Source organism: Microbacterium sp. NPDC089186 (assembly GCF_040685115.1).
In the GTDB taxonomy this organism is placed as follows: Bacteria; Actinomycetota; Actinomycetes; order Actinomycetales; family Microbacteriaceae; genus Microbacterium; species Microbacterium galbum.
This window is the reverse complement of record NZ_JBFBHJ010000001.1, coordinates 269,876-292,813: the sequence shown is the minus strand read 5'-3', so window position 1 is coordinate 292,813 and position 22,938 is coordinate 269,876. Positions and strand designations below refer to the sequence as shown.

Annotated in this window: 21 protein-coding genes; 11 read left to right on the top strand and 10 right to left on the bottom strand. The window is 72.5% G+C overall.

From position 1 onward, the window contains the following. Nucleotides 1-216: 216 nt before the first annotated feature. Nucleotides 217-882 (bottom strand): alpha/beta fold hydrolase, encoded by a 666-nt coding sequence (locus tag AB0N82_RS01430; protein WP_363387230.1) that lies wholly within the window; start codon nucleotides 880-882, stop codon nucleotides 217-219. 162 nt (nucleotides 883-1,044) lie between these two features. Here AB0N82_RS01430 and AB0N82_RS01425 point away from each other — a divergent pair, with 162 nt between their 5' ends. Together AB0N82_RS01425 and AB0N82_RS01420 are read left to right on the top strand one after the other, a co-directional pair. Beyond that, entirely contained in the window at nucleotides 1,045-1,659 is a 615-nt protein-coding gene (locus AB0N82_RS01425; protein ID WP_315993683.1) for an NUDIX hydrolase family protein, read from the top strand. Nucleotides 1,660-1,741: 82 nt separating this feature from the next. Then, the gene (locus AB0N82_RS01420) at nucleotides 1,742-3,664 is read left to right on the top strand and encodes a M3 family metallopeptidase (protein WP_363387227.1); all 1,923 of its coding nucleotides are present in this window, start codon (nucleotides 1,742-1,744) and stop codon (nucleotides 3,662-3,664) included. A gap of 89 nt (nucleotides 3,665-3,753) precedes the next feature. On the opposite strand, the gene AB0N82_RS01415 is transcribed toward AB0N82_RS01420, so the two are convergent. Further along, entirely contained in the window at nucleotides 3,754-4,821 is a 1,068-nt protein-coding gene (locus tag AB0N82_RS01415; protein ID WP_363387224.1) for a low specificity L-threonine aldolase, read from the bottom strand. Between the two features lie 101 nt (nucleotides 4,822-4,922). Between AB0N82_RS01415 and AB0N82_RS01410 the strand changes: the two genes are divergently transcribed. Next, nucleotides 4,923-8,120, top strand: coding sequence for a DEAD/DEAH box helicase (locus AB0N82_RS01410; RefSeq protein ID WP_363387221.1), 3,198 nt, complete (start codon nucleotides 4,923-4,925; stop codon nucleotides 8,118-8,120). Nucleotides 8,121-8,234: 114 nt separating this feature from the next. Here the strand turns inward: AB0N82_RS01410 and AB0N82_RS01405 are convergent, their stop codons facing one another. After that, nucleotides 8,235-8,780, bottom strand: a complete 546-nt coding sequence (locus tag AB0N82_RS01405) for a TetR/AcrR family transcriptional regulator C-terminal ligand-binding domain-containing protein (RefSeq protein ID WP_315993679.1) — start codon at nucleotides 8,778-8,780, stop codon at nucleotides 8,235-8,237. A gap of 57 nt (nucleotides 8,781-8,837) precedes the next feature. Here AB0N82_RS01405 and AB0N82_RS01400 point away from each other — a divergent pair, with 57 nt between their 5' ends. Together AB0N82_RS01400 and AB0N82_RS01395 are read left to right on the top strand one after the other, a co-directional pair. After that, nucleotides 8,838-9,662 carry an SDR family NAD(P)-dependent oxidoreductase gene (locus AB0N82_RS01400; protein WP_363387217.1) on the top strand — a complete coding sequence of 275 codons (825 nt, stop codon included), beginning with the start codon at nucleotides 8,838-8,840 and terminating at the stop codon, nucleotides 9,660-9,662. 73 nt (nucleotides 9,663-9,735) lie between these two features. Further along, a complete protein-coding gene (locus AB0N82_RS01395; RefSeq protein WP_363387214.1) occupies nucleotides 9,736-11,310 on the top strand; it encodes an MFS transporter in 1,575 nt (524 codons plus the stop codon). A gap of 2 nt (nucleotides 11,311-11,312) precedes the next feature. Here AB0N82_RS01395 and AB0N82_RS01390 read toward each other — a convergent pair whose 3' ends face one another. Both AB0N82_RS01390 and AB0N82_RS01385 read right to left on the bottom strand, forming a co-directional pair. Further along, nucleotides 11,313-12,035: an SDR family oxidoreductase gene (locus AB0N82_RS01390; protein WP_363387211.1), complete on the bottom strand. Its 723-nt coding sequence runs from the start codon at nucleotides 12,033-12,035 to the stop codon at nucleotides 11,313-11,315. Between the two features lie 220 nt (nucleotides 12,036-12,255). Further along, nucleotides 12,256-13,653 (bottom strand): DUF6421 family protein, encoded by a 1,398-nt coding sequence (locus AB0N82_RS01385; protein WP_363387208.1) that lies wholly within the window; start codon nucleotides 13,651-13,653, stop codon nucleotides 12,256-12,258. A gap of 108 nt (nucleotides 13,654-13,761) precedes the next feature. On the opposite strand from AB0N82_RS01385, the gene AB0N82_RS01380 reads away from it, so the two are divergent. The 3 genes from AB0N82_RS01380 (at nucleotide 13,762) to AB0N82_RS01370 (ending at nucleotide 16,221) form a co-directional block, all read left to right on the top strand. After that, the gene (locus AB0N82_RS01380) at nucleotides 13,762-14,250 is read left to right on the top strand and encodes an Lrp/AsnC family transcriptional regulator (protein ID WP_315993674.1); all 489 of its coding nucleotides are present in this window, start codon (nucleotides 13,762-13,764) and stop codon (nucleotides 14,248-14,250) included. 86 nt (nucleotides 14,251-14,336) lie between these two features. Then, nucleotides 14,337-15,524, top strand: a complete 1,188-nt coding sequence (locus tag AB0N82_RS01375) for a histidine kinase (protein ID WP_363387204.1) — start codon at nucleotides 14,337-14,339, stop codon at nucleotides 15,522-15,524. A gap of 46 nt (nucleotides 15,525-15,570) precedes the next feature. Next, on the top strand, nucleotides 15,571-16,221 hold the full coding sequence (locus AB0N82_RS01370) for a response regulator transcription factor (protein WP_315993672.1): 651 nt from the start codon (nucleotides 15,571-15,573) through the stop codon (nucleotides 16,219-16,221). A gap of 9 nt (nucleotides 16,222-16,230) precedes the next feature. Here the strand turns inward: AB0N82_RS01370 and AB0N82_RS01365 are convergent, their stop codons facing one another. Further along, a complete protein-coding gene (locus AB0N82_RS01365) occupies nucleotides 16,231-16,740 on the bottom strand; it encodes a GNAT family N-acetyltransferase (protein WP_363387200.1) in 510 nt (169 codons plus the stop codon). Beyond that, the gene (locus AB0N82_RS01360; protein ID WP_315993670.1) at nucleotides 16,737-17,246 is read right to left on the bottom strand and encodes a hypothetical protein; all 510 of its coding nucleotides are present in this window, start codon (nucleotides 17,244-17,246) and stop codon (nucleotides 16,737-16,739) included. The genes AB0N82_RS01365 and AB0N82_RS01360 overlap by 4 nt, the downstream gene beginning before the upstream one ends. 139 nt (nucleotides 17,247-17,385) lie before the next feature. Between AB0N82_RS01360 and AB0N82_RS01355 the strand changes: the two genes are divergently transcribed. Next, nucleotides 17,386-18,006, top strand: coding sequence for a 2-phosphosulfolactate phosphatase (locus tag AB0N82_RS01355; protein ID WP_363387197.1), 621 nt, complete (start codon nucleotides 17,386-17,388; stop codon nucleotides 18,004-18,006). 142 nt (nucleotides 18,007-18,148) lie between these two features. Here the strand turns inward: AB0N82_RS01355 and AB0N82_RS01350 are convergent, their stop codons facing one another. The 3 genes from AB0N82_RS01350 to AB0N82_RS01340 all read right to left on the bottom strand — a co-directional run bounded on the left by AB0N82_RS01350 (nucleotide 18,149) and on the right by AB0N82_RS01340 (nucleotide 20,171). Then, nucleotides 18,149-18,637, bottom strand: a complete 489-nt coding sequence (locus AB0N82_RS01350) for a SprT-like domain-containing protein (RefSeq protein WP_315993668.1) — start codon at nucleotides 18,635-18,637, stop codon at nucleotides 18,149-18,151. A 30-nt stretch (nucleotides 18,638-18,667) separates the two neighbouring features. Continuing rightward, nucleotides 18,668-19,195, bottom strand: a complete 528-nt coding sequence (locus AB0N82_RS01345) for a hypothetical protein (protein ID WP_315993667.1) — start codon at nucleotides 19,193-19,195, stop codon at nucleotides 18,668-18,670. Nucleotides 19,196-19,304: 109 nt separating this feature from the next. Continuing rightward, nucleotides 19,305-20,171 carry a fused MFS/spermidine synthase gene (locus tag AB0N82_RS01340; protein ID WP_315993666.1) on the bottom strand — a complete coding sequence of 289 codons (867 nt, stop codon included), beginning with the start codon at nucleotides 20,169-20,171 and terminating at the stop codon, nucleotides 19,305-19,307. Nucleotides 20,172-20,406: 235 nt separating this feature from the next. Between AB0N82_RS01340 and AB0N82_RS01335 the strand changes: the two genes are divergently transcribed. Beyond that, nucleotides 20,407-21,159: a 5-oxoprolinase subunit PxpA gene (locus AB0N82_RS01335; protein ID WP_363387192.1), complete on the top strand. Its 753-nt coding sequence runs from the start codon at nucleotides 20,407-20,409 to the stop codon at nucleotides 21,157-21,159. Further along, on the top strand, nucleotides 21,153-22,751 hold the full coding sequence (locus AB0N82_RS01330) for an urea amidolyase family protein (protein ID WP_363387189.1): 1,599 nt from the start codon (nucleotides 21,153-21,155) through the stop codon (nucleotides 22,749-22,751). Before AB0N82_RS01335 ends, AB0N82_RS01330 begins: the two co-directional genes overlap by 7 nt. The last annotated feature ends 187 nt before the right edge of the window (nucleotides 22,752-22,938 follow it).

Below are 22,938 nucleotides of genomic sequence, written 5' to 3'. Positions count from 1 at the left end.
CCGAGAAAACGGCGGGTCGACGGGTCAGCGCGCGGACAGGGGCGCGGAAGCGTCGACGTTCTTCACCGGAGGAGACCTCGTTCTCGGGGACAGGAATATCCACCGTAACCGCAGACCGGTCGTGGGGGAACCCCCGGCCGCATCGAGGGAGGGCGCCACGACATCCGTGAGCGTGGGCATGGCCGCCGGTGCGCGAGGTCGCACCGGCGTCACGGCTCACCCGGTGCTCGGCGACGCGAGCGCGAGTCGCGCGTCGAGGAACGCCCGTACGTCGTCGAGCTCGTCCTGCGAGATCGAGTGGGTGAGACCCGGGTAGACACGGCCGCTGAGCTCGCTGTGGACGGGGAGCCACTGCGCCGTCGCGTCGACGAGGGCCGCGGGGATGACGTCGTCCGCCGCTCCGCGTCCCCAGAACACCGGGGGTCGACGCGCGGCGAGGACGGCGTCTCCCGGGAGCTCCCCGCCCGCGGCGTACCCCGCGAGGACGACCGCGAAGGAGACGGCGTCGGGATCGGCGCGCAGCGTCTGCAGGGCCACCGCGCCGCCCTGCGAGAACCCGAGCAGGCCCACGGGCGCCGCGCCCACGGCATCCCGGACCCAGGCGAGCACCGCGCGCGCGGCCAGGGTGACGGCGTCGGGGTCGCGACCGTCGAGGCCCTCGATCGGGTACCACGACGCGCCCGGCATGGGCCACGGCGGCGCGAGGGGCGCCCGCACGCTCGCGACCACGAACCGTTCGGGCAGGTACGGCGCGAGACCGAACAGGTCGTGCTCGTCGGAGCCGTAGCCGTGGAGCAGGAGGAGCACCGGCCGGTCGCCGCGCTCGCTCGGGGGGACGGACCACCGCACGACGGACGGGTCGAGGGAGGGATGCGCACTCATGCCGCCATTGTGGCAAAGGCCTCCGACACGGCGGCATGCGCGAGGGGTGGCGCGGGCGAGGACCCGGGAGCCGTCGCGCGCGGACCGCCCCGGACGATCGCCCGGCGACCGCGCCGGCATCGGAAACGCGGCATCCGGAGCAGACGTTGATATACAGGGAGCATGCCCGTGCGCACCCCCGACCCCGAACCCGGCGACAACGGCGACGAGCGCGAACCGCTCTCCGCCTCGTTCTCAGGCGCGCAGGGAGGTCCCCACCCCAATCCGGGCTGGCTGAGCGAGGTCGAGCTCGCGGAGGCGCGTCGACGCCTGCCGATGCTCTACGTCGAGGCGCTCCCGGTGCGCACCGACGGCATGGGCGCGGTGACGCAGGTCGGTATCCTGCTGCGGGCGACGCCGCTCGGCGAGATGACCCGCACGTTGGTGTCGGGCCGCGTGCGCTACGGCGAGACGGTGCGCGACGCGCTCTTCCGCCACCTCGAGAACGACCTCGGACCGATGGCGTTCCCCCTGCTGCCTCCGCAGCCCACCCCGTTCACGGTGGCGGAGTACTTCCCGCTCCCGGGCGTGAGCGCCTTCCACGACGACCGGCAGCACGCCGTGTCCCTCGCGTACGTCGTGCCCGTCACCGGCACGTGCGAACCGCGCCAGGACGCGCTCGAGGTCACGTGGCTGTCGCCGCAGGAGGCGGCATCCGACGCGCTCTCCGACGAGATGGAGGGCGGTCGCGGCACGCTCATCCGGCTCGCGCTGGCCTCGGTGGGCGCCCTGCGCTGACCTTTCCTCCCCAGCGGCGGGTCGCCCGGAGGTTCTCCACCGCCCATTGCCCGGCGTCGGAGGCTCTGCCTAGGGTCGGAGGATGCCGGATTCTCCCCTGGAACCCCTGACCCTGCCCCGCGACCTCGACGGCTGGCGCGCCTTCGCCCATGAGCGCCCGCGCACTCTTCTCGATCGGGTGGCCGAGATCGACGCGCGACTCGTCGCCGAGGCCGAAATGACGCTGCGGGAGCGTCTCGCGCTCTGGAACGAGGCGGATCTCGCGCTCGCCGAGGCCGCGGCGCCCTCCCATCTCCTCAGCGAGTCGCACCCCGATGCCGGTGTCCGCGACGCCGCCGAGAAGCAGGCGCAGGCCGTGGATGCCGTGCAGTCGCGCCGCCTCCTCGATCGCGGGCTGTGGAGCGTCTTCGCCGAGGCCGACCCCGACGGGCTCGACGCCGACGAGCAGCGCTTCCTCGAGCACGTGCGGCGCGACTTCCGTCGCGGGGGCGTCGACCTCGCGGATGCCGACCGAGAGCGCGTGCGGGAGCTGACCGATCGCGACACCGAGCTGTCGCTGACGTTCTCGCGCAACATCCGCGAAGGCCGCCGCGAGATCAAGGTCCCGGCGTCGGCGCTCGACGGCCTGCCCGACGACTTCCTCGCGGAGCACCCCGCCGACGACGAGGGGATGGTCACGCTCACCACCGAGTACACCGATCTCATGCCCGTGCGCGAGTATGCGCGCGACCGGTCGGTGCGCCACGCGCTGGTGGGCGCGTACAACGACCTCGCGTGGCCCGGCAACGAGCCCGTGTTGGCCGAGCTGCTCGCCGTCCGTGCCGAGCGGGCCCGGATCCTCGGATACGGCGACTGGGCCGATTACGAGACCGAGACGCGCATGATCGGCTCGAGCGCCGCGGTCGCCGCGTTCCTCGAACGGGTCGCGGAGGCGGCGGCCCCGGCGGCGACCGCCGAGTACGAGCGCGTCCTCGCCCGCCTGCGCCGCGACGACCCCGCCGCCGACGCCGTCACGATCGCGGACTTCTGGTACGTCCTCAGCGCGCTCAAGCGCGAGGAGTACGACGTCGACGCGCAGCTGGTGCGATCGTACTTCCGCTTCGACCGCGTGCTCGACGGGGTGCTCGCCACCACCGGGCGCCTGCTCGACGTGGAGTACGTGCCCGTCGAGGCTCCCTCGTGGCACGACGACGTGCGCACGTACGACGTCGTCCGCGCGGGCGAGCGACTCGGTCGCATCCACCTCGATCTCCACCCCCGCGAGGGAAAGTACAACCACGCCGCATGCTTCGGACTCGCCTCCGGCATCGCGGGACGCGCGCTGCCGGAATCGGTCCTGCTGTGCAACTTCTCGCGCGGACTGCTCGAGCACGACGAGGTCGTGACCTTCTTCCATGAATTCGGTCATCTCGTGCACGACATCCTCGGCGGCCACCAGAAATGGGCGCGGTGGACGGGGGTCGCCACCGAGTGGGACTTCGTCGAGGCGCCCAGCCAGCTGCTCGAGGAATGGGCGTGGGACGCCGAGGCGCTCGCCGCCTTCGCCGTGAACGACCAGGGCGAGTCCATCCCCGCCGACCTCGTCGCGCGCATGCGCACGGCCGACGCCTTCGGGCGCGGTCTCGAGGTGACCAGGCAGCTCGGGCACGCGACGACCTCGTACCGCCTGCACGTCGATCGGCCCGCCGACCTGCAGTCCGCGGTCGACGGCTACTACCGCGCCGCGAGTCCGGTGACCCCGCTCGACGGCTCGCACTCGTATGCCGGGTTCGGTCACCTGACGGGCTACGGGGCCTGCTATTACACCTACCAGTGGAGCCTCGTCATCGCGCGCGATCTGCTGTCGGCGTTCGGCGACGACCTCTTCGACGTCGACACGGCGACGCGTTACCGTCGCGAGATCCTCGAGCCCGGCGGCACGCGCGACGCGCGCGAGCTCGTGGAGGCCTTCCTCGGACGCGAGAGCACGTTCGACGCCTACCGCGACTGGCTCGCGGGGGCCTGAGACGACGAGGGCCGCGGCATCGGCGATCCGGATGCCGCGGCCCTCGCTCCCGCGTCGATCCCGCCCGCGACGGGTGTCGATGCGTCAGATCACGCGGTCGTCTCGCGCGCGATCGCGGCGACGAAGGCGTCGATGTCGTCTTCGGTCGTGTCGAAGGAGCACATCCAGCGCACCTCGCGGCGCATCTCGTCCCAGTCGTAGAACCGGAAGCTCGCGCGCAGGCGATCGGCCACTCCGACCGGCAGGGTCGCGAACACGCCGTTGGCCTGCGTGGGCTGCGTGAATTCGACGCCCTGGATCGAGCCGTCGGCGAGACCCGCCTCGACGCCCGCGCGCAGGCGCTGCGCCATCGCGTTGGAGTGCCGGGCGTTACGCAGCCACAGGTCGCCGTCGAGAAGGGCGACGAGCTGAGCCGAGACGAAGCGCATCTTGCTCGAAAGTTGCATGTCGAGCTTTCGGAGGTACGTCAGACCGGTCGAGGCTTCGGGGTCGAGCACGACGATGGCCTCGCCGATCATGGCGCCGTTCTTCGTTCCGCCGAAGCTCAGCACGTCGACCCCCGCGTCACGGGTGAAGGCGCGCAGCGGCACGTCGAGGGCGGCGGCGGCGTTCGCGATGCGCGCGCCGTCCATGTGCAGCCGCATGCCGTGCCCGTGCGCGTGCGCCGCGAGCTCGCGGATCTCGTCGACGCTGTAGAGGGTGCCCAGCTCGGTCGACTGCGTGATCGAGACCACCAGCGGCTGTGCACGGTGCTCATCACCCCAGCCCCAGGCCTCGCGGTCGACGAGCTCGGGTGTGAGCTTGCCGTCGTCGGTGGGGACCGTGAGCAGCTTGATGCCGCCCACGCGCTCGGGCGCTCCGCCTTCGTCGACGTTGATGTGCGCGGTGGATGCCGAGATCACGGCGCCCCAGCGGGGGAGCATCGACTGCAGCCCGACGACGTTGGCGCCCGTGCCGTTGAAGACGGGGTACGCCTCGACGCCGTCGCCCAGCAGCGAGACGAACAGCTCCTGCAGACGCGCGGTGTAGACGTCTTCGCCGTACGCGACCTGGTGGCCTTCGTTGGCCGTCGCGATCGCGGCGAGCACGTCGGGGTGGATGCCGGAATAGTTGTCGGACGCGAAGCCGCGCACCGACGTGTCGTGGAGGGAAGTCACCCCTCCAGCGTAACTTTTCCCGGCTCCTCCCCAGGGGGGATCGCTCCACGGATGTCCGCACACCGCGTCGGGGTGTCGGCGGTCCCGACCACAATGGAGGCATGCGGTTGGACCCCGAAGCACTCAGCATCGCCGGCGAGATGTTCTCGGCATCCGCGATGATGCGCGCCGACCGCCTGCTCGTCTACGGTTCGGTCGAGGTGGGCGACGCCCGATCCGTCAGCGGCGTGCTGGTCGTCACGGCGCAGTCCTTCGGGGCGTCGGGGTACGAACACCTCGAGCTCCGCGTCCCCGACGATCTGTCCCGCCTGTCGGGCTGGTGCTCGTGCGGGCGCGGCCCCGAGTGCGAGCACTCGTGCGCGGCGGCTCTCGTGCTGTTCGACCGCCTCATCTCGGCGGGGCGCCCGCCCCGCGCCGAGTGGCAGCGCTCGCTCGACGAACTGTTCGCCGCCGCCCCGGTCGTCGACGACGAGGCCCCTTTCGATCTCTGCCTGTTCCTCTCCATCCGTCGCGGCGGCGGGCGCGGGTACGGAACGGCGCTCACCCTCAGCGCGCGGCCGGGGGTCCGGGGCTCCCGCGGCACGTGGATCAAGGGCCGGGCCGGCTGGTCGGCCCTCGCGGCCCTTCCAGCTGATCCGCGGGCACGCGCCGCGCTCGACAGCCTGGGGCGATTGGGGCGCTTCAGCGCCGGCGCGTACCTCTCCGACGAGTGGATGCCGCTCTCCGCGGTCCCGCCCCACTCGCTGTGGCTGCAGTTGGAGGCGGTCGTCGCCGCCGGGGTCCCGCTCGTGTCGGGTGCCGGTGTCCATCACCCGGTCCGCGTCGTCGACGAGCCCGTGACCGCGGCGGTGTCGCTCGACCGTCGCGGCTCCACCCTGCACGTGCGCGGGACGGTGGAGGGCGTCGACGTCGAGACGGCCGCCCTGCCCTCCTGGGTGGTGGGCGACCCCGCCGTGGCCGTGGCCTTCGTCGCCGACCGCGACGGCGACGACGAGCGGATCACGCTCGCGCGGCTGGCGACACCCGCATCGGGACCGGTCCGCGGGCTGCTCGCCCGATCGAGTGCGCTCACGGTCGACGAGCGCGGATCCGAGACCTTCCTGCACGACTACCTCCCGCGGCTGCAGCTCGACGCGCCGGTGGTGTCGCCGCGGGGCACGGTCGAGGTTCCTCCGGCGCCGCGCCCCGTGCTCGAGGTGACCGTCGAGCATCTCGAGGGGTCCACGTCGCTCGCGACGCGGTGGGACCGCTCATCGACGCAGGGCCGTCGGCACGACGAGCACGAGGGCGCCGTGTGGCGCGCGGTCTCCGCCCTCGCCGATGAACTTCGGATCGACATCCCCGCGCCCTTCACGACGGGGACCGCGCCGGCCCGCGCGATGGCGCCCGCGACGGCGGCCGTGTTCGCCGGCGAGATGCTGCCGCAGCTGAGGGCCCTCGCGTCCGTCCGCGTGGAGGTGCGCGGCGACGACCCCGAGTACCGCGCATCGGCCCAGGCTCCCGTGGTGCAGCTCAGCACCGGCCCCGACGACGGCAGCGACTGGTTCGACCTGAACGCCCGGGTGACCGTGGGCGACGTCGAGGTCGACTTCACCGCCCTCTACACCGCCCTGGCGCTCGGCGACCGGGTTCTCTTCCTGGGCGACGGGGAGTACGTCCGGCTCGACAGTCCGGAATTCGATCGCCTCCGGTCCGTCATCGACGAGGCCCGGACCCTCGCCGATCGGCCGGGCGACGAGCTGACGATCAACCGCTACAACGTCGGGCTGTGGGACGACCTGTCCGAGCTCGGCATGCTCGCCGTCCACGAAGCCGAGTGGTGGCTGCGCGTGCGGGGGCTGACCGACGAGGCGTCCCTCACCCGGATCGAGCCCCCGGAGGGCCTGCGGGCGACCCTCCGCGACTACCAGCGCTCGGGCCTCGACTGGCTCCACTTCCTGCGCACCCAGGGGCTCGGCGGCATCCTCGCCGACGACATGGGACTGGGCAAGACGGTGCAGGCGATCGCGATGATGGAAGCGGCGCGTGCCGACGACCCGACGCTTCCGCCCTTCCTGATCGTCGCGCCGACGAGCGTCGTGGGCAACTGGGCACGGGAGTGCGCGACCTTCGCGCCCGACCTCGAGGTCCGAACGATCGCCGCCACACGGGCGCGGCGTGCGAACAGCATCGCCGAGGCCGCGGCCGGGGCGCACGTCGTCGTCACCAGCTACGCCCTGTTCCGTCTCGAGCAGGAGCAGTACGCCGAGGTCGCCTGGTCGGGACTCGTGCTCGACGAGGCGCAGCAGATCAAGAACCCGTCGTCTCGCGGATACCGGGCGGCCCGGGCCCTCGCGGTGCCCTTCACGCTCGTCATCACCGGCACGCCGATGGAGAACAACCTCCTCGAGCTGTGGGCGCTCATGTCGCTCGTGGCGCCGGGACTGCTCGGAACCCGCGAGTCCTTCACCGAGCTGTACCGCACGCCCATCGAGAAGGGCGCCGATGCCGAACGGCTCGATCTCCTGCGCCGGCGTATCCGGCCGTTCCTGCTCCGGCGGACCAAAGACCTCGTCGCCGCTGAACTCCCGCCCAAGCAGGAGACCATCATCGAGGTGGCCCTTCACCCCGCGCACCGCAAGCTCTACGATCGGCGGTTCCACCGCGAGCGTCAGCGCCTGCTGGGGCTGCTCGACGACGACGCCGAGGGCAACCGGTTCGCGATCTTCCGCTCCCTCACGATGCTGCGGCAGCTGGCGCTCGACCCCGCGCTCGTCGACGAGGGCGACGCGCCCTCGGCGAAGCTCGACGCGCTCGAAGACCTGCTGGTCGAGGCGGAGGCGGAGGGGCATCGCGTGCTCGTGCTGAGCCAGTTCACGCGGTTCCTTCGAGCGGCTCGCCAGCGCTGCACCGACGCGGGCCTGGCATCCGGGTATCTCGACGGCACCACGATCAACCGTCAAGCCGAGATCGACCGGTTCCGTGACGGTGATGACCCGGCGTTCTTCGTCTCGCTCAAGGCCGGCGGGGTGGGGCTCAACCTGGTGGAGGCCGACTACGTCGTGCTGCTCGACCCGTGGTGGAATCCCGCCGTCGAGGAGCAGGCGATCGACCGCGCCCACCGCATCGGGCAGACCCGACCCGTCATCGTGTACCGGTTGGTCTCCTCCGACACCGTCGAAGAGAAGGTCGTGGCCCTTCGAGAGGCGAAGTCCGAGCTCTTCTCCCGTGTGCTCGACGGGAGCGCCGACGACGGCGACGTCAGCTTCGCCGGGGGACCGCGTCTGACGGCCGACGACATCCGGAGCCTCCTCGACTGAGCCGCACGCAGGGCGCCGCTCGATCGCGGAGCCCGTTCGGCGTCGCGACCTCGGGGTGGTCCGTCCGACGGTGCGATCGCGAGCGATCCTCCGGCGGTCGCGGAAAGCCGTCGCTCAGTTCGCCGTCGCTCGCACCGTCCGGGTGACGTGGCGTGCGATCCATTCCCGGCTGAACGGCTGAGAGCGCAGGAGCCAGCGGTGCAGGAGGGGGCCCACGAAGAGCTCGGCGCACTCCTCGGGATCGACGGCGCCGGCATCCCGGAAGCGCCGCGCGATCGCCGCCATCTGCGGAGCCAGGAGCAGGGCGCGGTACTGGGCGGCCACCTCGGCGTCGATCTGCACCTCCGCGGTGACCGCGCGCAGGAGAGGCTCCGTCTCCGCTCCCGTGAGTTCGGAGACCATTCCGGATGCCAGGGTGACCAGGTCGGCGCTCAGATCGCCGGTGTCCGGGACGACGACATCTCCGTCAGGACCCTCGCTGCGAGCGAGGAGGGCGTCGAACACGATCGCGCCGGTCGTCGGCCACGACCGGTACAGGGTCTGCTTGCTGACCCCCGCACGCGCGGCGACTCCTTCCATGCTGAGCGACCCCACCCGACCCTCGCGGAGGAGGCCGAGGACGGCGTCGTGCACGCGTTTGCGGGTCGCCGATCTCGCCATGCGGCCATCGTACGCGAGAAACGAGACGGTCCGTCCATTTTCGCGTACGGTGACGCTATGACCTCTTCGAAGACGTGGATGATCACCGGCGCGAGCAGCGGCCTGGGGCGGGCGCTGGTCGCCCGCGTCCTGGCGGCCGGTCACACCGTCGTCGCGACGGTCCGACCGGGGAAGGAACTCCCCGCCCACGACAGGCTCACGGTCCTTCCGCTGGACGTGCGCGATCGGGGGGCGGCGCGCGCCGCGGTCGAGACGGCCGCCGCGAGTGGGGGAGGGCTGGACGTCCTGGTGAACAACGCCGGGTTCGGCCTGATCGGCGCGGTCGAGGAGGTATCCGAGGACGAGGTTCGCGCAGTCGTCGAGACCGACATGCTCGGTCCGCTGTGGCTCAGTCAGGCAGCTGTTCCCCTGATGCGAGCGCGGGGATCGGGGCGCATCGTGCAGATCTCCACGGTGGGCGGTGTCGGCGTGATGCCCCTTCTCGGCCTCTACAACGCCTCCAAGTGGGGATTCGAGGCGTTCAGCGAGGCGCTGGCCGCCGAGGTGCGAGGATTCGGCGTGCGCGTGTCCATCATCCAACCGGGTGCCCTCGACACCGACTGGGCGGGCTCGAACATGCGCTTCGCGGAGGCTCTCCCCGTCTACGACGACCTCCGCACGCGGCTGTTCGGTCGAGCCGAGATCCCCTGGCCGGCGTCATCCGAACCGACCGGTGGAACGCGACCGGAGGATGCCGCGGAGCAGATCTTCGCGCACGTGTGCGACGACGGCGATGAGCGTCTGCGCGTGCTGATCGGCGAGGACGCACCGGTTCAGGTCCGCGCGGCTCTCGACGCACGTCTCGCCGACTACGCCCGCGACCCCCGCTTCCCGACCGTGTGAGCGGTTGACACGGCGCCGGACCGGGTGGCGAACGGGTCTGGCCGATGTCGGAGGGCGGGTCTAGCGTGTGCTCATGTCCGCTCCGCAGCCTCCCGAAGCCCTGGTGGCCGGCGCCGTCGAGGGTGGGCAGCGCGCGTTCCTGGCCGTCCTGATCAACACCGCCGCCGCCAACGTCACGACGAGTTTCCTCTGGTTCGCGCTCACGTTCTGGGTCTACCTCGAGACGCGTTCGGTGCTGGCGACGGGCATCGTGGGTGGCGCCTACATGCTGCTGCTCGCGATCTTCGCGATGGTCTTCGGCTCCCTGGTGGACCGGCATCGAAAGCATCGCGTCATGGTCTTCTCCGGCGTGGTGACGCTGGGAGCCTTCCTCCTCGCGGGCGCGCTCTGGATCGCCTTCCCGGAGGCGGCGCTGCTCGATCTCGGCGGACCGTGGTTCTGGCTGTTCTCCGGGATCATCCTGGGCGGCGCGGTCATCGAGAACCTCCGCAACATCGCGCTCTCGACCACCGTCACCCTCCTCGTGCCGGTCGAGCGTCACGCGAACGCGAACGGCCTCGTCGGCACGGTCCAGGGTCTCGCGTTCGTCGTGACGAGTGTCTTCAGCGGGCTCTCGGTCGGATTCCTCGGCATGGGGTGGACGCTGGCGATCGCCGTGGGGCTCACCATCGTGGCGCTCGTGCACCTCCTCACGATCCGCATCCCCGAACCTCGTCCGGCGGCGGGCGTCGAACGGGGTCCTCTCGTCGACCTGGGCGGAGCCGTGCGAGCGGTCCGAGCCGCACCGGGGCTGTTCGCCCTCATCGTCTTCTCGACGCTCAACAATCTCATCGGCGGCGTCTACATGGCGCTCATGGACCCCTATGGTCTCGAGCTGTTCCGCATCGAGATCGACGGCCGTGTCTACGACGCCGAAGTGTGGGGCGTCGTCCTCGCGGTGACCGCGACCGGTTTCATCATCGGCGGGGGGCTCGTCGCGAAGTTCGGACTCGGCAAGAACCCGATCCGCACCATGCTGTGGATCGTCATCGCCATGGGCGCGCTCGGAGCGGTGTTCACGCTCCGCGACTGGTGGTGGCTCTACGCGATCGGCATCTGGGTGTACATGGCGCTGATCCCTCCCGTCGAGGCGGCGGAGCAGACCGTCATCCAGAAGGTCGTGCCGTTCACCACCCAGGGCCGTGTCTTCGGCTTCGCCGCGGCATTCGAGTCGGCGGCCGCCCCGATCACCTCGTTCCTCATCGCCCCGATCGCCCAGTTCGTGGTCATCCCCTACATGGAACAAGCGGACGGACGCGCTACGTGGGGATGGCTGCTCGGCGACGGACAGTCGCGCGGCATCGCGCTCGTCTTCGTGATCGCGGGTCTCGTCATGGTCGTGGTCGGCGTACTCGCCTTCTCCACGCGGTCGTATCGCGTCCTGTCGGCGCAGTACCGATCGGCCGCTGTCACCGGCGATGTCGCTGCCGCGCCCGCCGCATCCGATGACGGGGATGCCGTCGGCGCCGGGGCCGTCGTCCCTGTCACGGCGTCTGCGGCGGCGGCGGTTCCCGATGGGTCGCGCCGTGACGACGCCGCGACACCCGGCGCCTCAGACCGAGAGTCGACGGAACGCGGGGCCGCGCGCGATCCCCATCCCGGAGGCTGACCTCAGGCGCCCGCCACGACCTCGATCACGACGTCGTTGAACGCGTCCGCCGTGTCGTCCCACAGGGCGACGAAGGCGGCGGCCAGGGCCTCCTCGAGACCGTCCAGGCTCTTCACGCGGAAGATGACGGCCGCCGCGGAGATCGCGCGTCCCGCGTCGCGGGCGTTCTTCGCGAATCCCTGGGCGACCGCACGCGTCCACGCCTCGCTCGCAGCCTTGACGGCCGCGTAGTTCGCGCCGCCGGCGAGAGGGCGGGCGACCGAGGTCGACGACACGATGGCGAGACGGCCGGCGGGCGAGGCCCGCAGGTCCTCGTCGAAGGCGCGGCTGACGGCCCGGAGCGCTGTGAGCGAGCGGAGCAGGAACGCGAAGTCCTCGTCACTCTGACCGGCCAGCCCGCCGCCGCCACGCCATCCCCCGACGAGGTGGAGGACGCCGTCCACGTCGCCGTGCGCGGCGTGCACGCGCTCGCGCAGCGCGGACACCGCATCCGCGTCGGTGAGGTCGCACAGCTCCGCGTGGGCACCGGGCGCGTCCGCCGCGGCCTCGGTCAGACGCGTCGCGTCGGAGCCCACGATCACCACCCGCGCGCCCGCCTCGAGCAGCGCGCGCGCCGCGGCGCGGCCCACCGCGCTCGTCCCGCCCGCGAGGAGGACGAGGCGCCCCCGCACCAGCTCCTGTGCCTGCTCCGGCGTCGGCGTCTCCGTCTGCCTCACGTCGCTCATGCGTCCTCCGTCATGCTCGGCCGGTCACGTTCCCTCGAGTGTCCTCGTCACAAGCCGCGCGCGCGAGTGCCCCGCGGCTCGTGCCAGGGGCCGCGACCCTGTCCAGTGTCCAAGACACGCCGCTCCTCGCGGCCCAACGCGGCGTGTCCTGGACACTCGAACGCTCGTGAGTGCGGCCGCGGCGCCGCGGCGCGCCCGGAGCCGGGCCGGGGCCCCGGCGTCAGTCCGTCCCGCGGATGCCCTCCGTGGAGGCGATCACCGGGCGCATCTTCTTCTCCAGCGCCTCGAAGAACATCGACAGGGGGAACTCGTCGTCGAGCACCGCGTCGGTGTACCCCTTGGGCAGGCCCGCGAGCACGTCGTCGGGGAGGCCTCGCGCCCATACCGAGGCGGGGTGCGGGGTCACGACGGCGCGCACGAGGTCGTACGCGGCGAGCCAGTGCGCCGTCTTCGGTCGGTCGATCGAGCGCCAGTAGAGCTCGTCGATCGCGTCGGCCAGGGCCACGACGGCGGCCGGCACCTCGTCCCAGTCGAACGCGAGCGACGTGTCGGTCCAGTGCAGCACGCGACGCTGGTGGAGCCACGCGAAGAGAAGCTGCCCGCCCAGTCCGTCGTAGTTGCGCACGCGCGACCCGGTGATGGCGAAGCGGAAGATGCGATCGAAGATGACGGCGTACTGCACGAGCTCGGCGTGCTCGAGCATCGCGCGCTCCGCCTCGTCGAGGTCGTCGCGCGCCGAGAGGCGGGCCTGCAGCGACACGCACTCGCGGAAGGCGGTGAGATCGCAGCGCAGTTCCTCCAGCGAGTAGAGGAAGAACGGCATCCGCTGCTTGATCATGAACGGGTCGAAGGGCAGGTCGCCGCGCATGTGCGTGCGGTCGTGGATGATGTCCCACATCACGAACGTCTGCTCGGTCAGCGCCTGGTCGTCGAGCATGCGCGCGGCGGCCCCGGGCAGGTCGAGCTTCGTGATCTCCGCGGCGGCGCGCGTCACCCGGCGGTACCGCGCGGCCTCGCGGTCCTGGAAGATCGCGCCCCAGGTGAAGGTCGGGATCTCCCGCATCGCGACCGTCTCGGGGAAGAGCACGGCGGAGTTCGTGTCGTAGCCCGCGGTGAAGTCGATGAGGCGCAGCGAGACGAACAGGCGGTTGGTGTACTCCGTCTCCAGGCGGGCGATGAACTCGGGCCAGATCGCCTCGACCAGCACCGCCTCGACGTGACGCGAGCTCGAGCCGTTCTGCGTGTACATGGGGAACACGACGAGGTGACGGATGCCGTCGACCCGGTGCTCCTGGGGCTGGAACGCCACGAGGGAGTCGAGGAAGTCGGGCGTCCCGAGCCCCTCGGCCTTCCACCGACGGAAGTCGGCGACGGAGGCGGAGAGGTAGGCGGCGTCGTGCGGGAACAGCGGCGCGAGGGCGTCGATCGCTTCGACGACGTCGTCGATGAGGGGCCCCGCGGCGGCGGTGTCGTCGATCGAGCCGTCCTTCGCCTGCAGCGTCTGCAGCGCCGTCGCGGCGGCCTTGAGCCGGGTCCAGGCGGGGGTGTGCTCGACCGCGTCGACGGTGCGACCGCCGAGCAGATCCTGGTCAGCACGGATGGGTGTCGCGGTGGTCATGGCATCCTCCGATCGGGACTGTAAATATTCCTGCTAAAACGTCATGCTAACGGAAAACTTACGGCACGCACCAGGGTGCCGTTCGGGTGCACTGCTACTGTCGAGCGCATGACCGAGGTCCCCGCGCGCGCCCCCCGCCTCGACGACGCGGTGGACGCGGCGATCGTCCGCGAGATCTCGATCGATGCTCGTGCGACGCTCTCGCACCTGTCCGAGCGCGTCGGCCTCTCGGTCTCCGCCGTGCAGTCGCGTCTGCGCCGCCTCGAGGCCCGGGGCATCGTGCAGGGGTATCGTCCGATCCTCGACGCCGAGGCCCTGGGTCGTCCGCTCGCGGCCTTCGTCGAGATCACCCCGCTCGACCCCGCCCAGCCCGACAACGCCCCCGAGCTGCTCGCTCACCTGAGCGCGATCGAGGCCTGCCACTCGATCGCGGGCGAGGCGGCGTACATGCTCTTCGTGCGGGTCCCGACGCCGCGCGATCTCGAGGCGCTGATCCGCGACATCCGTGCCGCCGCACAGGTCAACACGCGCACGACCGTCGTGCTGCAGACCTTCTTCGAAGCGCGCCCGATCGAGCCCGCCGACTTCCCCGGCTGACGCCGCCCCGGTGTCCTCCTTCCGAGGCTCCCGGATACATCCCCAGGCGGATGCCGCGCCCGGCGTCGCCGCGTAGCGTGAGGACGATGCTCACCCTCCGCCCGCTGCAGCGCTATCAACTGGTCACCGACCTCGGTGTCGCCGGTGTCTTCGGGCTGCTCGCCCTTGCGGTCGAGCTGGCGGGCACCACGAGCGGGGCGCTGGCCCCTCTCGCCGTCGTCGGGGAGAACGTCGGCGCGGTCCTCGTCGCCCTCGCCCTCACCGCTGCGCTGGCGATGCGCCGCCTGCAGCCCGGACTCGCCCTCGTGCTGGCCTGGGTGGGGGCATTCCTGCAGATGGGCTTCGGACGTCAGCCGTCGCCCACCGACCTCGCCATCTTCGCCGTGCTCTACACGACCGCCGCCTACGGCAGCAGGCGGGTCTTCTGGTGGGGGTTCGCCTCGGGCATCGCGGGGGCGGCGATCGTCCCCCTCTATCTCGTGGGTCGGGGCTTGTCGGCGCCGCTCACGATCAACGACTGGTTCGCCGTGGGCGCTCTGCTGCTGGCATCCGGGTTCGCGCTCATGCTCGCATGGGTGTCGGGCGCCCTGGTGCGCACGGCCGTGCGCGCCGCAGCGAACAGTCGGGCGCAGCGCGCCGCCGAGGCCGAGACGATCGCCGAGCAGCAGCGCGTGCGCATCGCCCGCGACATGCACGACGTGGTCGCGCACTCGCTCGCGGTGGTCATCGCGCAGGCCGACGGCGCACGGTACGCGGCCGCCGCCGATCCCGCGGCGGCCTCCGACGCCCTCGCGACGATCTCGTCGACCGCGCGGGCGGCCCTCACCGACGTGCGTGTGCTCCTCAGTCAGCTGCGCCACAGCCAGGGAGAGGGCCCCCAGCCGACTCTCGCCGACCTCGATCAGCTCTTCGACCGGGTGCGTGCGGCAGGTGTCGAGCTCGATGTCCGTGTCGACCCGGTCCCGCCCGGCGAACCGCCCGCCGCGATCCAGCTGGCGGTCTTCCGCATCATGCAGGAGGCCCTCACCAACGCGCTCCGCCACGGCGTCGATCCCCGCGTGCGCGTCCGTCTCGGGTGGTTCGCCGACCGCGTCGAGCTGTCGGTCCGCAACGCCCGCTCCACGTCTGCCGCCGTCGGCGTGCCCGCTGCCGGCGGCCACGGGCTCATCGGGATGCGCGAGCGCGCACAGCTCGTCGGCGGTCGACTGACGGCCGAGCCCGAGTACGGCGAATTCGTCGTCCGGGCCACTCTTCCGATCGGCTGCCCGCAGTGAGCGGACGGATGCCGAGAACCCATCCCCGCACGAGAGGCTCCCTCGCATGACCGCCCCCGTCCGCATCGTCCTCGTCGACGATCAGGCCCTGTTCCGCGCCGGCATCCGCATGGTGATCGACTCGCAACCCGACCTCGAGGTGGTGGGAGAAGCCTCCGACGGACGGGAGGGGATCGAGGTCGTGCGGGCGACGCGCCCCGACCTCGTGCTGATGGACGTGCGCATGCCCGTGATGGACGGCCTGACGGCGACGGCCGAGATCCTGCGCGAGCCCGACGCACCCCGCGTGGTCGTGCTCACGACGTTCGATCTCGACGAGGCGGCCGCTCGGGCGATCCAGCGCGGCGCGAGCGGATTCCTGCTGAAAGACGCCGAGCCGGAGTTCCTGCTCTCGGCGGTGCGGACCGTGCACGCCGGCTCCGCCGTCATCGCGGCGGAGGCCACCCGTGAACTCTTCGCCCACATCGCCGACGGCGCCGGTGCCGAGCCGGTCCCCGAGGCCTTCGGCGCGTTGACCGAGCGCGAGCAGGAGATCTTCGCGCTCGCCGCCACGGGGCTCAGCAACGCCGAGATCGCCGAGCGCGAGTTCCTGTCGGAAGCGACCGTGAAGACCCACATCAGCCGCATCCTGACCAAGCTCGCGGTGCGCGACCGCGTGCAACTCGTGGTTTTCGCCTACCGGCACGGGCTCGTCTGAGGCCGGCTCTCACCTCGTCAGGCGCAGCTCCGTCAGCGACCCGCCCCATCGCTCGTCGGCCCGGGCGGCACCGTCGGGCGCGAAGCCGTGCTTGGCGTAGAACGCGAGGGCGCGCTCGTTGTCCGACAGCACCCAAAGACTGGCGGCGCCGGTCCCGACGGCTGCCTGCAGCAGCGCCGCCCCCGCGCCCGTGCCGTAGTGGCTCGCGAGCACGTACAGGGCGTACAGCTCCGACTCCGACCGCGGGCGATCGGCGTCGCGCGTCGGCCCGCCCGAGGCGAAGCCGATCACGCGGTCGTCGACGACGGCCACCCAGGCATCCCCGAGGCGCTCGGCTCCCGGGGGTGTCTCCCCGCGCAGCCGCGCCGCCCACCGCCGTTCCGAGAGCTCGACGTCGAGCTGTTCGACGAGCGCGCCGGGCACTTGCGCGGTGCATGCCTCGCGCCAGCTCTTCACGTGCACGTGGGCGATGCACCGGCTGTCGCCGGGCGTCGCCGCGCGCACGTGCACGTCGCTCATCCCTCGGCGTTCGGCTCGTCTTCGGGGTCGTGCGCCCAGGTCGGGGCGAGTGCTCGGATCCGGGCGGCGCGCCACTGCCACGTCGCCCACAGCCCGGGCCACAGCGCGGGGGCCGTCGCGCCGCCGATGGTGAGGCGCTCCCGCCACAGGGTCTTCCCCGGCTCACCGGGGGCGGCGGAGACCGCCATCTGGTGGTCCCACACGTCGAGGGTCGAGAGCGGTCCGGTCAACGGAACGCCCCAGTCGCGGAACACGCGGACGCGACCGTGCGCGTCGCTGGTCTCCCGATCCGCCACCGAGATGAGCTGGCGCCCGACGGGTACGACACCGGCCACGCTCATCTGCACGGGCACGTCGTCACCGGATTCGAAGGTGGGGGGCATCTGGGTCAGCCCGTCCACGGTGAGAAGGGGTCCGTACAGCTCCGCGACCGCGCGCGGGGAGTGCAGGGCGCGCCACGCGGCGTCGGGGTCGCAGTCGATCACGAACTTCAGCAGGATCCGCATGTTCAGATGGTGCCCGATCCGCCTGGGGGTGAGCGATGGGTTGACGGCCGCGCCGTGACGAACCGCCCCCCGCCGCGGCATCCGTCATCAGCGGGGAGGACCGGCGGGCGCGACGTCCCCGTCGTTCTAGCATCGAAGGATGCCGATCGACCCCGCCCTGTCGCAGTCCGACTACCAGGTGCGCCTGGAGTGGGGCCTCGGTGGGCTCCGCCGTCTCGCCCCCGCCCACATCGTGGTGATCGTGCAGCCTCTCGGCCTGACCGCCCACGCCCTCGCCGCCGTCGAGAACGCCGCCGGCCTGGACGTGTCGGCGGACGACGACGAGGTGGCCGCGCTCGCCCGGGCGGCGCACGAGACGGGCGCCCACGTGGTCGCGGCAGGTCTGCGCAACGCGGCGGCGGTGGCGGCGCACGTGCTCGAGGTGCAGCGCTCCCGCGGCGAGCGCACCAGCATCTCGATCCTCGCCGCCGGGTCGACTGACGAACAGGGTCTGCGCTTCGCCGTCGAGGACCTTCTCGGTGCGGGCGCCGTGATCGCCGCCCTCGGCGACCTCGGCATCGACCACGCCTCGCCCGACGCCGCCGTCGCCGGCGAGGGTTTCCGTGCCCTGGGCGGGGCGGTGCGCCACCTGCTCACGGCGAGCGGCGGGGGACGCGCGCTCGCCGCCGACGGGGGTCGCGACGCCGTGCTCGCCGCGGCCGCGCGCGACGCGGCATCCGTGGTCCCGGTGCTGCGCGACGGGGTCTTCGTCGGCGCGTGAGCCCCGAGGCCCGGGCGTCAGCCCGCGAACGGCGTTCGAGGCCGAAGTGTCATCAGTGCCGGCCGGGACGGATGACGCGACGACGTCATCGGGCCCGCCCCTCGCGGACGGCCGCGGGCCCGGCGACACCCGCCGCAGGCCATCACCGCGGAGTGGCGGCAGCGCGACGTTCGGCGCGCGTGATGTCGCGGTGCACCCACGACAGCGCGAAGCGCGGGTCGAACGACGGAGCGCATTTCGCGCAGGACGTCGGCCGCGTCGCGCGTCGGTGACGATAGGCGACGTGCCCGGCGGGGCAGGTGCCCACCCACGGGGCGAGCTCGTTCGCCGTCTCTCCGGCGTGGGTCGTGCCGCCGACGTAGCCGAGCTCGAGCGCCGTGCGCTTCCAGCGCGGCCCGTGGCCGGCCGAGGGCCCCGCGAGCGCGTGCGCGACCTCGTGCAGGAGCGTCTGATGGTTGGTGTCGTCGTCGTATCGGGCGGCCAGATACCGCGAGACGCTGATGCGCTTGCGGCTGTAGTCGCACAGCCCCGCGCGTCGCTTGGCGTTGTCGAACGCGAACGTCCACGACGCGTCGAGGTGCAGGGTGATCAGCGCCTCGGCCCACGTGCGTACGCGCTGCAGATCGGACATGACCGGAAGGTTAGGCGTGGCCTACGACATTCAGCTCGCGACGACCTCGCGCGTGCGTCGACGGTCGGCTGCGTCGATCGCCAGCAGCGTGGACTCGAGCTGCGCGTCGGTGGCGCCGGCGTTCTGACGGAGGAAGAGCGCCTGCTTGAAGTCGCGACGGGCGCCCTCGTAGTCGCCCTCGTCGTAGTGCACCTTGCCGCGGTGCTGCAGCGCGAAGGCGGCGATGCTCGCCCAGCCCTGTCCCTCAGCCTCTTCGGCGCACATGGTGAGCTCCTGCTCGGCGGCGGCGTAGGCGCCCCGGCACTGCATGATCGTGGCGTGCAGGATGCGCGCGCGCAGCAGATCGCGGCGGGTCCCGGCCATGCGGGCCACGCGCACGGACTGCTCCGAGACGGCCAAGGCCTCGTCGAATCGGTCGAGCACCTTCAGCAGCCACACCCGCTCGAGGAGGGCGTGCAGACTGCGCTGCGACCCGATCTCGTCGAGACGCTCCTGGCACTCGCGGGAGTCGGTGATCTCACGCAACGTGTCGGGGTCGTACCCGTGGATGTAGCTCACCGTCGCTCCTCTCGGTCGGGCAGGAGTTCCAGTCTGCGCCGACCTCGTGCCGACACCGCACGCGCCACGCGGTCGAGGGGCGAAAGCCCCTGCCCGACGTCCGGCGACGTCAGCGTTCGAAGATGGATGCCGAGGGCTTCGGCGACGGCGTCGCATCGGCATCCGTGGCGGGACGCGACCCGCGCATGAACTCGACGATCTCGCCGCCCTGGGCCACCTTCGCGGGGTGGGGTCCCGCCGCCATCAGGCGCGGCAGCCACTCGACGGGAAGGGGCGCGGCGGAGGCGGCGACCACGAGGTTGCCGAACCGGCGACCCTTGAGCACCTGCACCTCGGCGAGCACGATGACCTCGGGGAGGACCTCGCGGATGGTTGCGACCTGCCGACGGGCGAAGGCCAGGCCGGGTCCGTCCGAGACGTTGACCAGGAGGACACCGTCGGGTGCCAGGAGACGGGATGCCGCGCGGTAGAACTCCACCGTGGTGAGGTGGGCGGGGGTCTGTGCACCCGAGTAGACGTCGCTGACGAGCAGGTCGACGGCCCCGTCCAGGCCCGCGGGCAGCCGACCGAGTCCCTCTCGCGCGTCGCCGATGCGCACGCGCACCGAGGCGCCGCGAGGAAGGGGCAGGTTCTCGCGCACGAGGTCCCACAGCGCGGGCTCGAGTTCGATCACCTGCTGACGCGACCCCGGCCGCGTGGCCTCCACGTAGCGGGGGAGCGTGAGGGCACCCGCGCCCAGGTGCACGGCGGTGAGGGGCTGGCCCGGCATCCGGAGCCGGTCGATGACGGCGCCCATCCGCGCGACGTACTCGAAGTGCAGGTGCGTCGGGTCGTCGAGGTCGACGTGCGACTGCGGGGTGCCGTCGACGACGAGCTCCCAGCCCGAGACGAACCCCGAAGGAGAGACGCGCGCGAGCGACCCGTCCGACAGTCGAGCCGTCGGGGCGTCGTCGGGTTCGATGCGCATGCGGGCCATGCGTTCACGCTACCGGCCCGCCCCTCGCCGGCGGGGCGGCCGCCGGGCGGGGCGTCGACCGGGCCGGGCGGCGGTGAGGGGGCTCGGGCGGCGGCGAGGCCCGACCGGGCGTCGGGAACGGGGGATCCGTCGAGGACAGGATGCCGCGGGCTCCGAGCGTCCTGTTCTCGGGGCATCCCGTGTTCCGGTGAGGGGCGCGGCACCGCCCCGGCCGCCGCGCCGCTACCGTGGCAGCATGCAGGTGGACCTCAACGCCGACCTCGGCGAGACGGTCGGCGGGATGCCGACCGCCGACGACGAGGCGATGTTCGCCGTGGTGTCGAGCGCCAACGTCGCCTGCGGCGCGCACGCGGGCGACGCCGCCTCGATGCGGGCCTCCGTCGAGCGGGCCCGCCGCTTCGGCGTCGCCGTCGGAGCGCACCCCTCGTACGACGACCGCGACAACTTCGGCCGCGTGCGCCGCGACCCCGCCCCCGCCGACCTTCGCGCGAGCATCGCGGCGCAGCTCGACGCGCTCGCCGCGGCGGGTGCCGAGCTGCGCTACGTCAAACCCCACGGCGCGCTGTACCACGCGGTGATCGACGACGCGGGGCAGGCGGCCGCGGTCGTCGCCGCCGTCGCCGACCACTCCGCCCGCCTCGGTCGGCCCCTGCCCGTGCTCGGTCTGTCGGGGGCGATCGCCGAGGCTGCGGTATCCGCGGGACTTCCTTTCGTGCGCGAGGCCTTTCTCGACCGCGGTTACACCCGCGACGGCGCGCTCGTCCCGCGCGGGACCCCGGGAGCCCTGCTCGACGACTCCGCCCGTGTGGCGGAGCGCGCGCTGCGGCTGGTGCGCGAGGGAGTGGTCGACGCCGTCGACGGCACCTCCCTCCCGGTCGACGCGGCCTCCCTCTGCCTGCACGGCGACAGCCCCGCCGCGGTCGAGATGGCGCGGGCGGTGCGCATCGCTCTCGACGACGCCGGTGTCGCGGTGCGCGCTCCGTGGTGACGCCCTCGGGGGATGCCGATCGCGCGGCATCCGTCACCCTGCGGCCCATGGGGGAGCGGGCCGTGCTGGCCGAGGTCGCCGGCCTCGCCGGTGTCGTGGCCCTGCACGCGGCCCTCGCCGTCGCGCCGCCCGCGGGCGTGGAGGAGCTGATCCCGGCCGCGCGCACCGTCCTCGTCGCGTTCGACCCGCGCCGCATCGGTCGCGCGGCGGTCGAGGAGTGGATCCGCCGCGCCGCCCTCTCGCCCGCCGGAGCCGCGCCGCCCGGCCCTCTCGTCGAGGTGCCGGTGCGCTACGACGGCGCCGATCTCGACGAGACCGCCGCGCTGCTGGGCATCCCCGCGGGCGATCTCGTGGCCCGGCACGCGGGGGTGGAATGGACGGTGGCCTTCACGGGCTTCGCCCCGGGGTTCGCCTACCTCGTCAGCGACGAGTGGCGCCACGACGTGCCGCGCCTGGCGCAGCCGCGCACCCGCGTGCCGGCCGGGGCCGTGGGGATCGCGGGCGCCTTCAGCGGGGCCTATCCGCGTGAGACCCCGGGAGGCTGGCGGCTGATCGGTTCGACCGACGCGGTGCTCTTCGATCCGGATGCCGCCACGCCGGTGCTGCTGCCCCCGCGAGCGCGCGTGCGTTTCGTCCCGGAGCGCGAGCGCGTCGCCGCCGGACCCCTCGCCGCGCCGCCGCCTCCGGAGGCGTCGACGGGCTCAGCCCCCTCCGCAGCTGTCGCGACCGCCGACGCCCGCCCCGCCCTCCGCGTCCTCCACCCCGGCGCGTTCACCACCGTGCAGGACCTCGGTCGCGCCGGTCGCGCCGCCCTCGGTGTCGCGCGCTCGGGGGCCCTCGATCGGCGGGCGCTGCGCGTGGCCAACCGCCTGGTCGGCAACGACGAGGCGGCCGCCGGTCTCGAGATCGCCCTCGGCGGCTTCGTCGCCCGCGCCGAGCGCGACGCGTGGGTGTGCGTGACCGGAGCCCTGGTCGACGTCGTCGTCGACGGCCGCGCGGTGGACGCCTACGCGCCCCAGTTCGTTCCCGCCGGGGCCGAGGTGCGCCTCGGGTCCGCTCGTGCGGGGCTGCGGGCCTACCTCGCCGTCCGCGGGGGGATCGCCGCCCCGGCCGCTCTGGGCTCGCGAGCGCGCGACGTGCTGGCGGGGCTCGGCCCCGCTCCCGTGCACGCGGGCGATGTGCTGCATGCCGGGTCCGCGGCATCCGCCGTTCCCGTGGTCGACGCCTTCCCCTGGACGGTTCCTCCCTCGCTGCACCAGGTCGCCGTCGCGGAGGGTCCCCGTGCCGACTGGTTCGCGGCCGACGCATGGGCGACGCTTCTCGACACCCCCTGGAGCGTCTCGAGCGACGTGGATCGCGTCGGCGTCCGTCTCGACGGCCCCGCCCTCGACCGCGGTCGACACGACGAGCTGCCCAGCGAAGGGATGCGTCCGGGGGCGATCCAGGTGCCTCCGCACGGCCGCCCCGTCGTCCTGCTGGCCGATGGCCCCGTCACCGGTGGTTATCCCGTGATCGCCGTGGTGACGGATGCCGCGTTGGACGCGCTGGCGCAGGTGAGACCGGGCGATCGCGTGCGGTTCCGGCGCGTCTGAGGGCGGGCCCGAGAGGGAATGGGCGACAGGCGCACGCGGTTATACCGCAGGTCCGCAGACGCGTCAAGAATTGGACTGGACACGGCGAGTCCTGCCGCGTATGCTTGGACTTTGCGCTCCTCGATTCCCCCTGCCCTCATATGGTGGTCGGCTGAGCCTGCCCGTCCCCGCCTCACCGCGGTGTGCG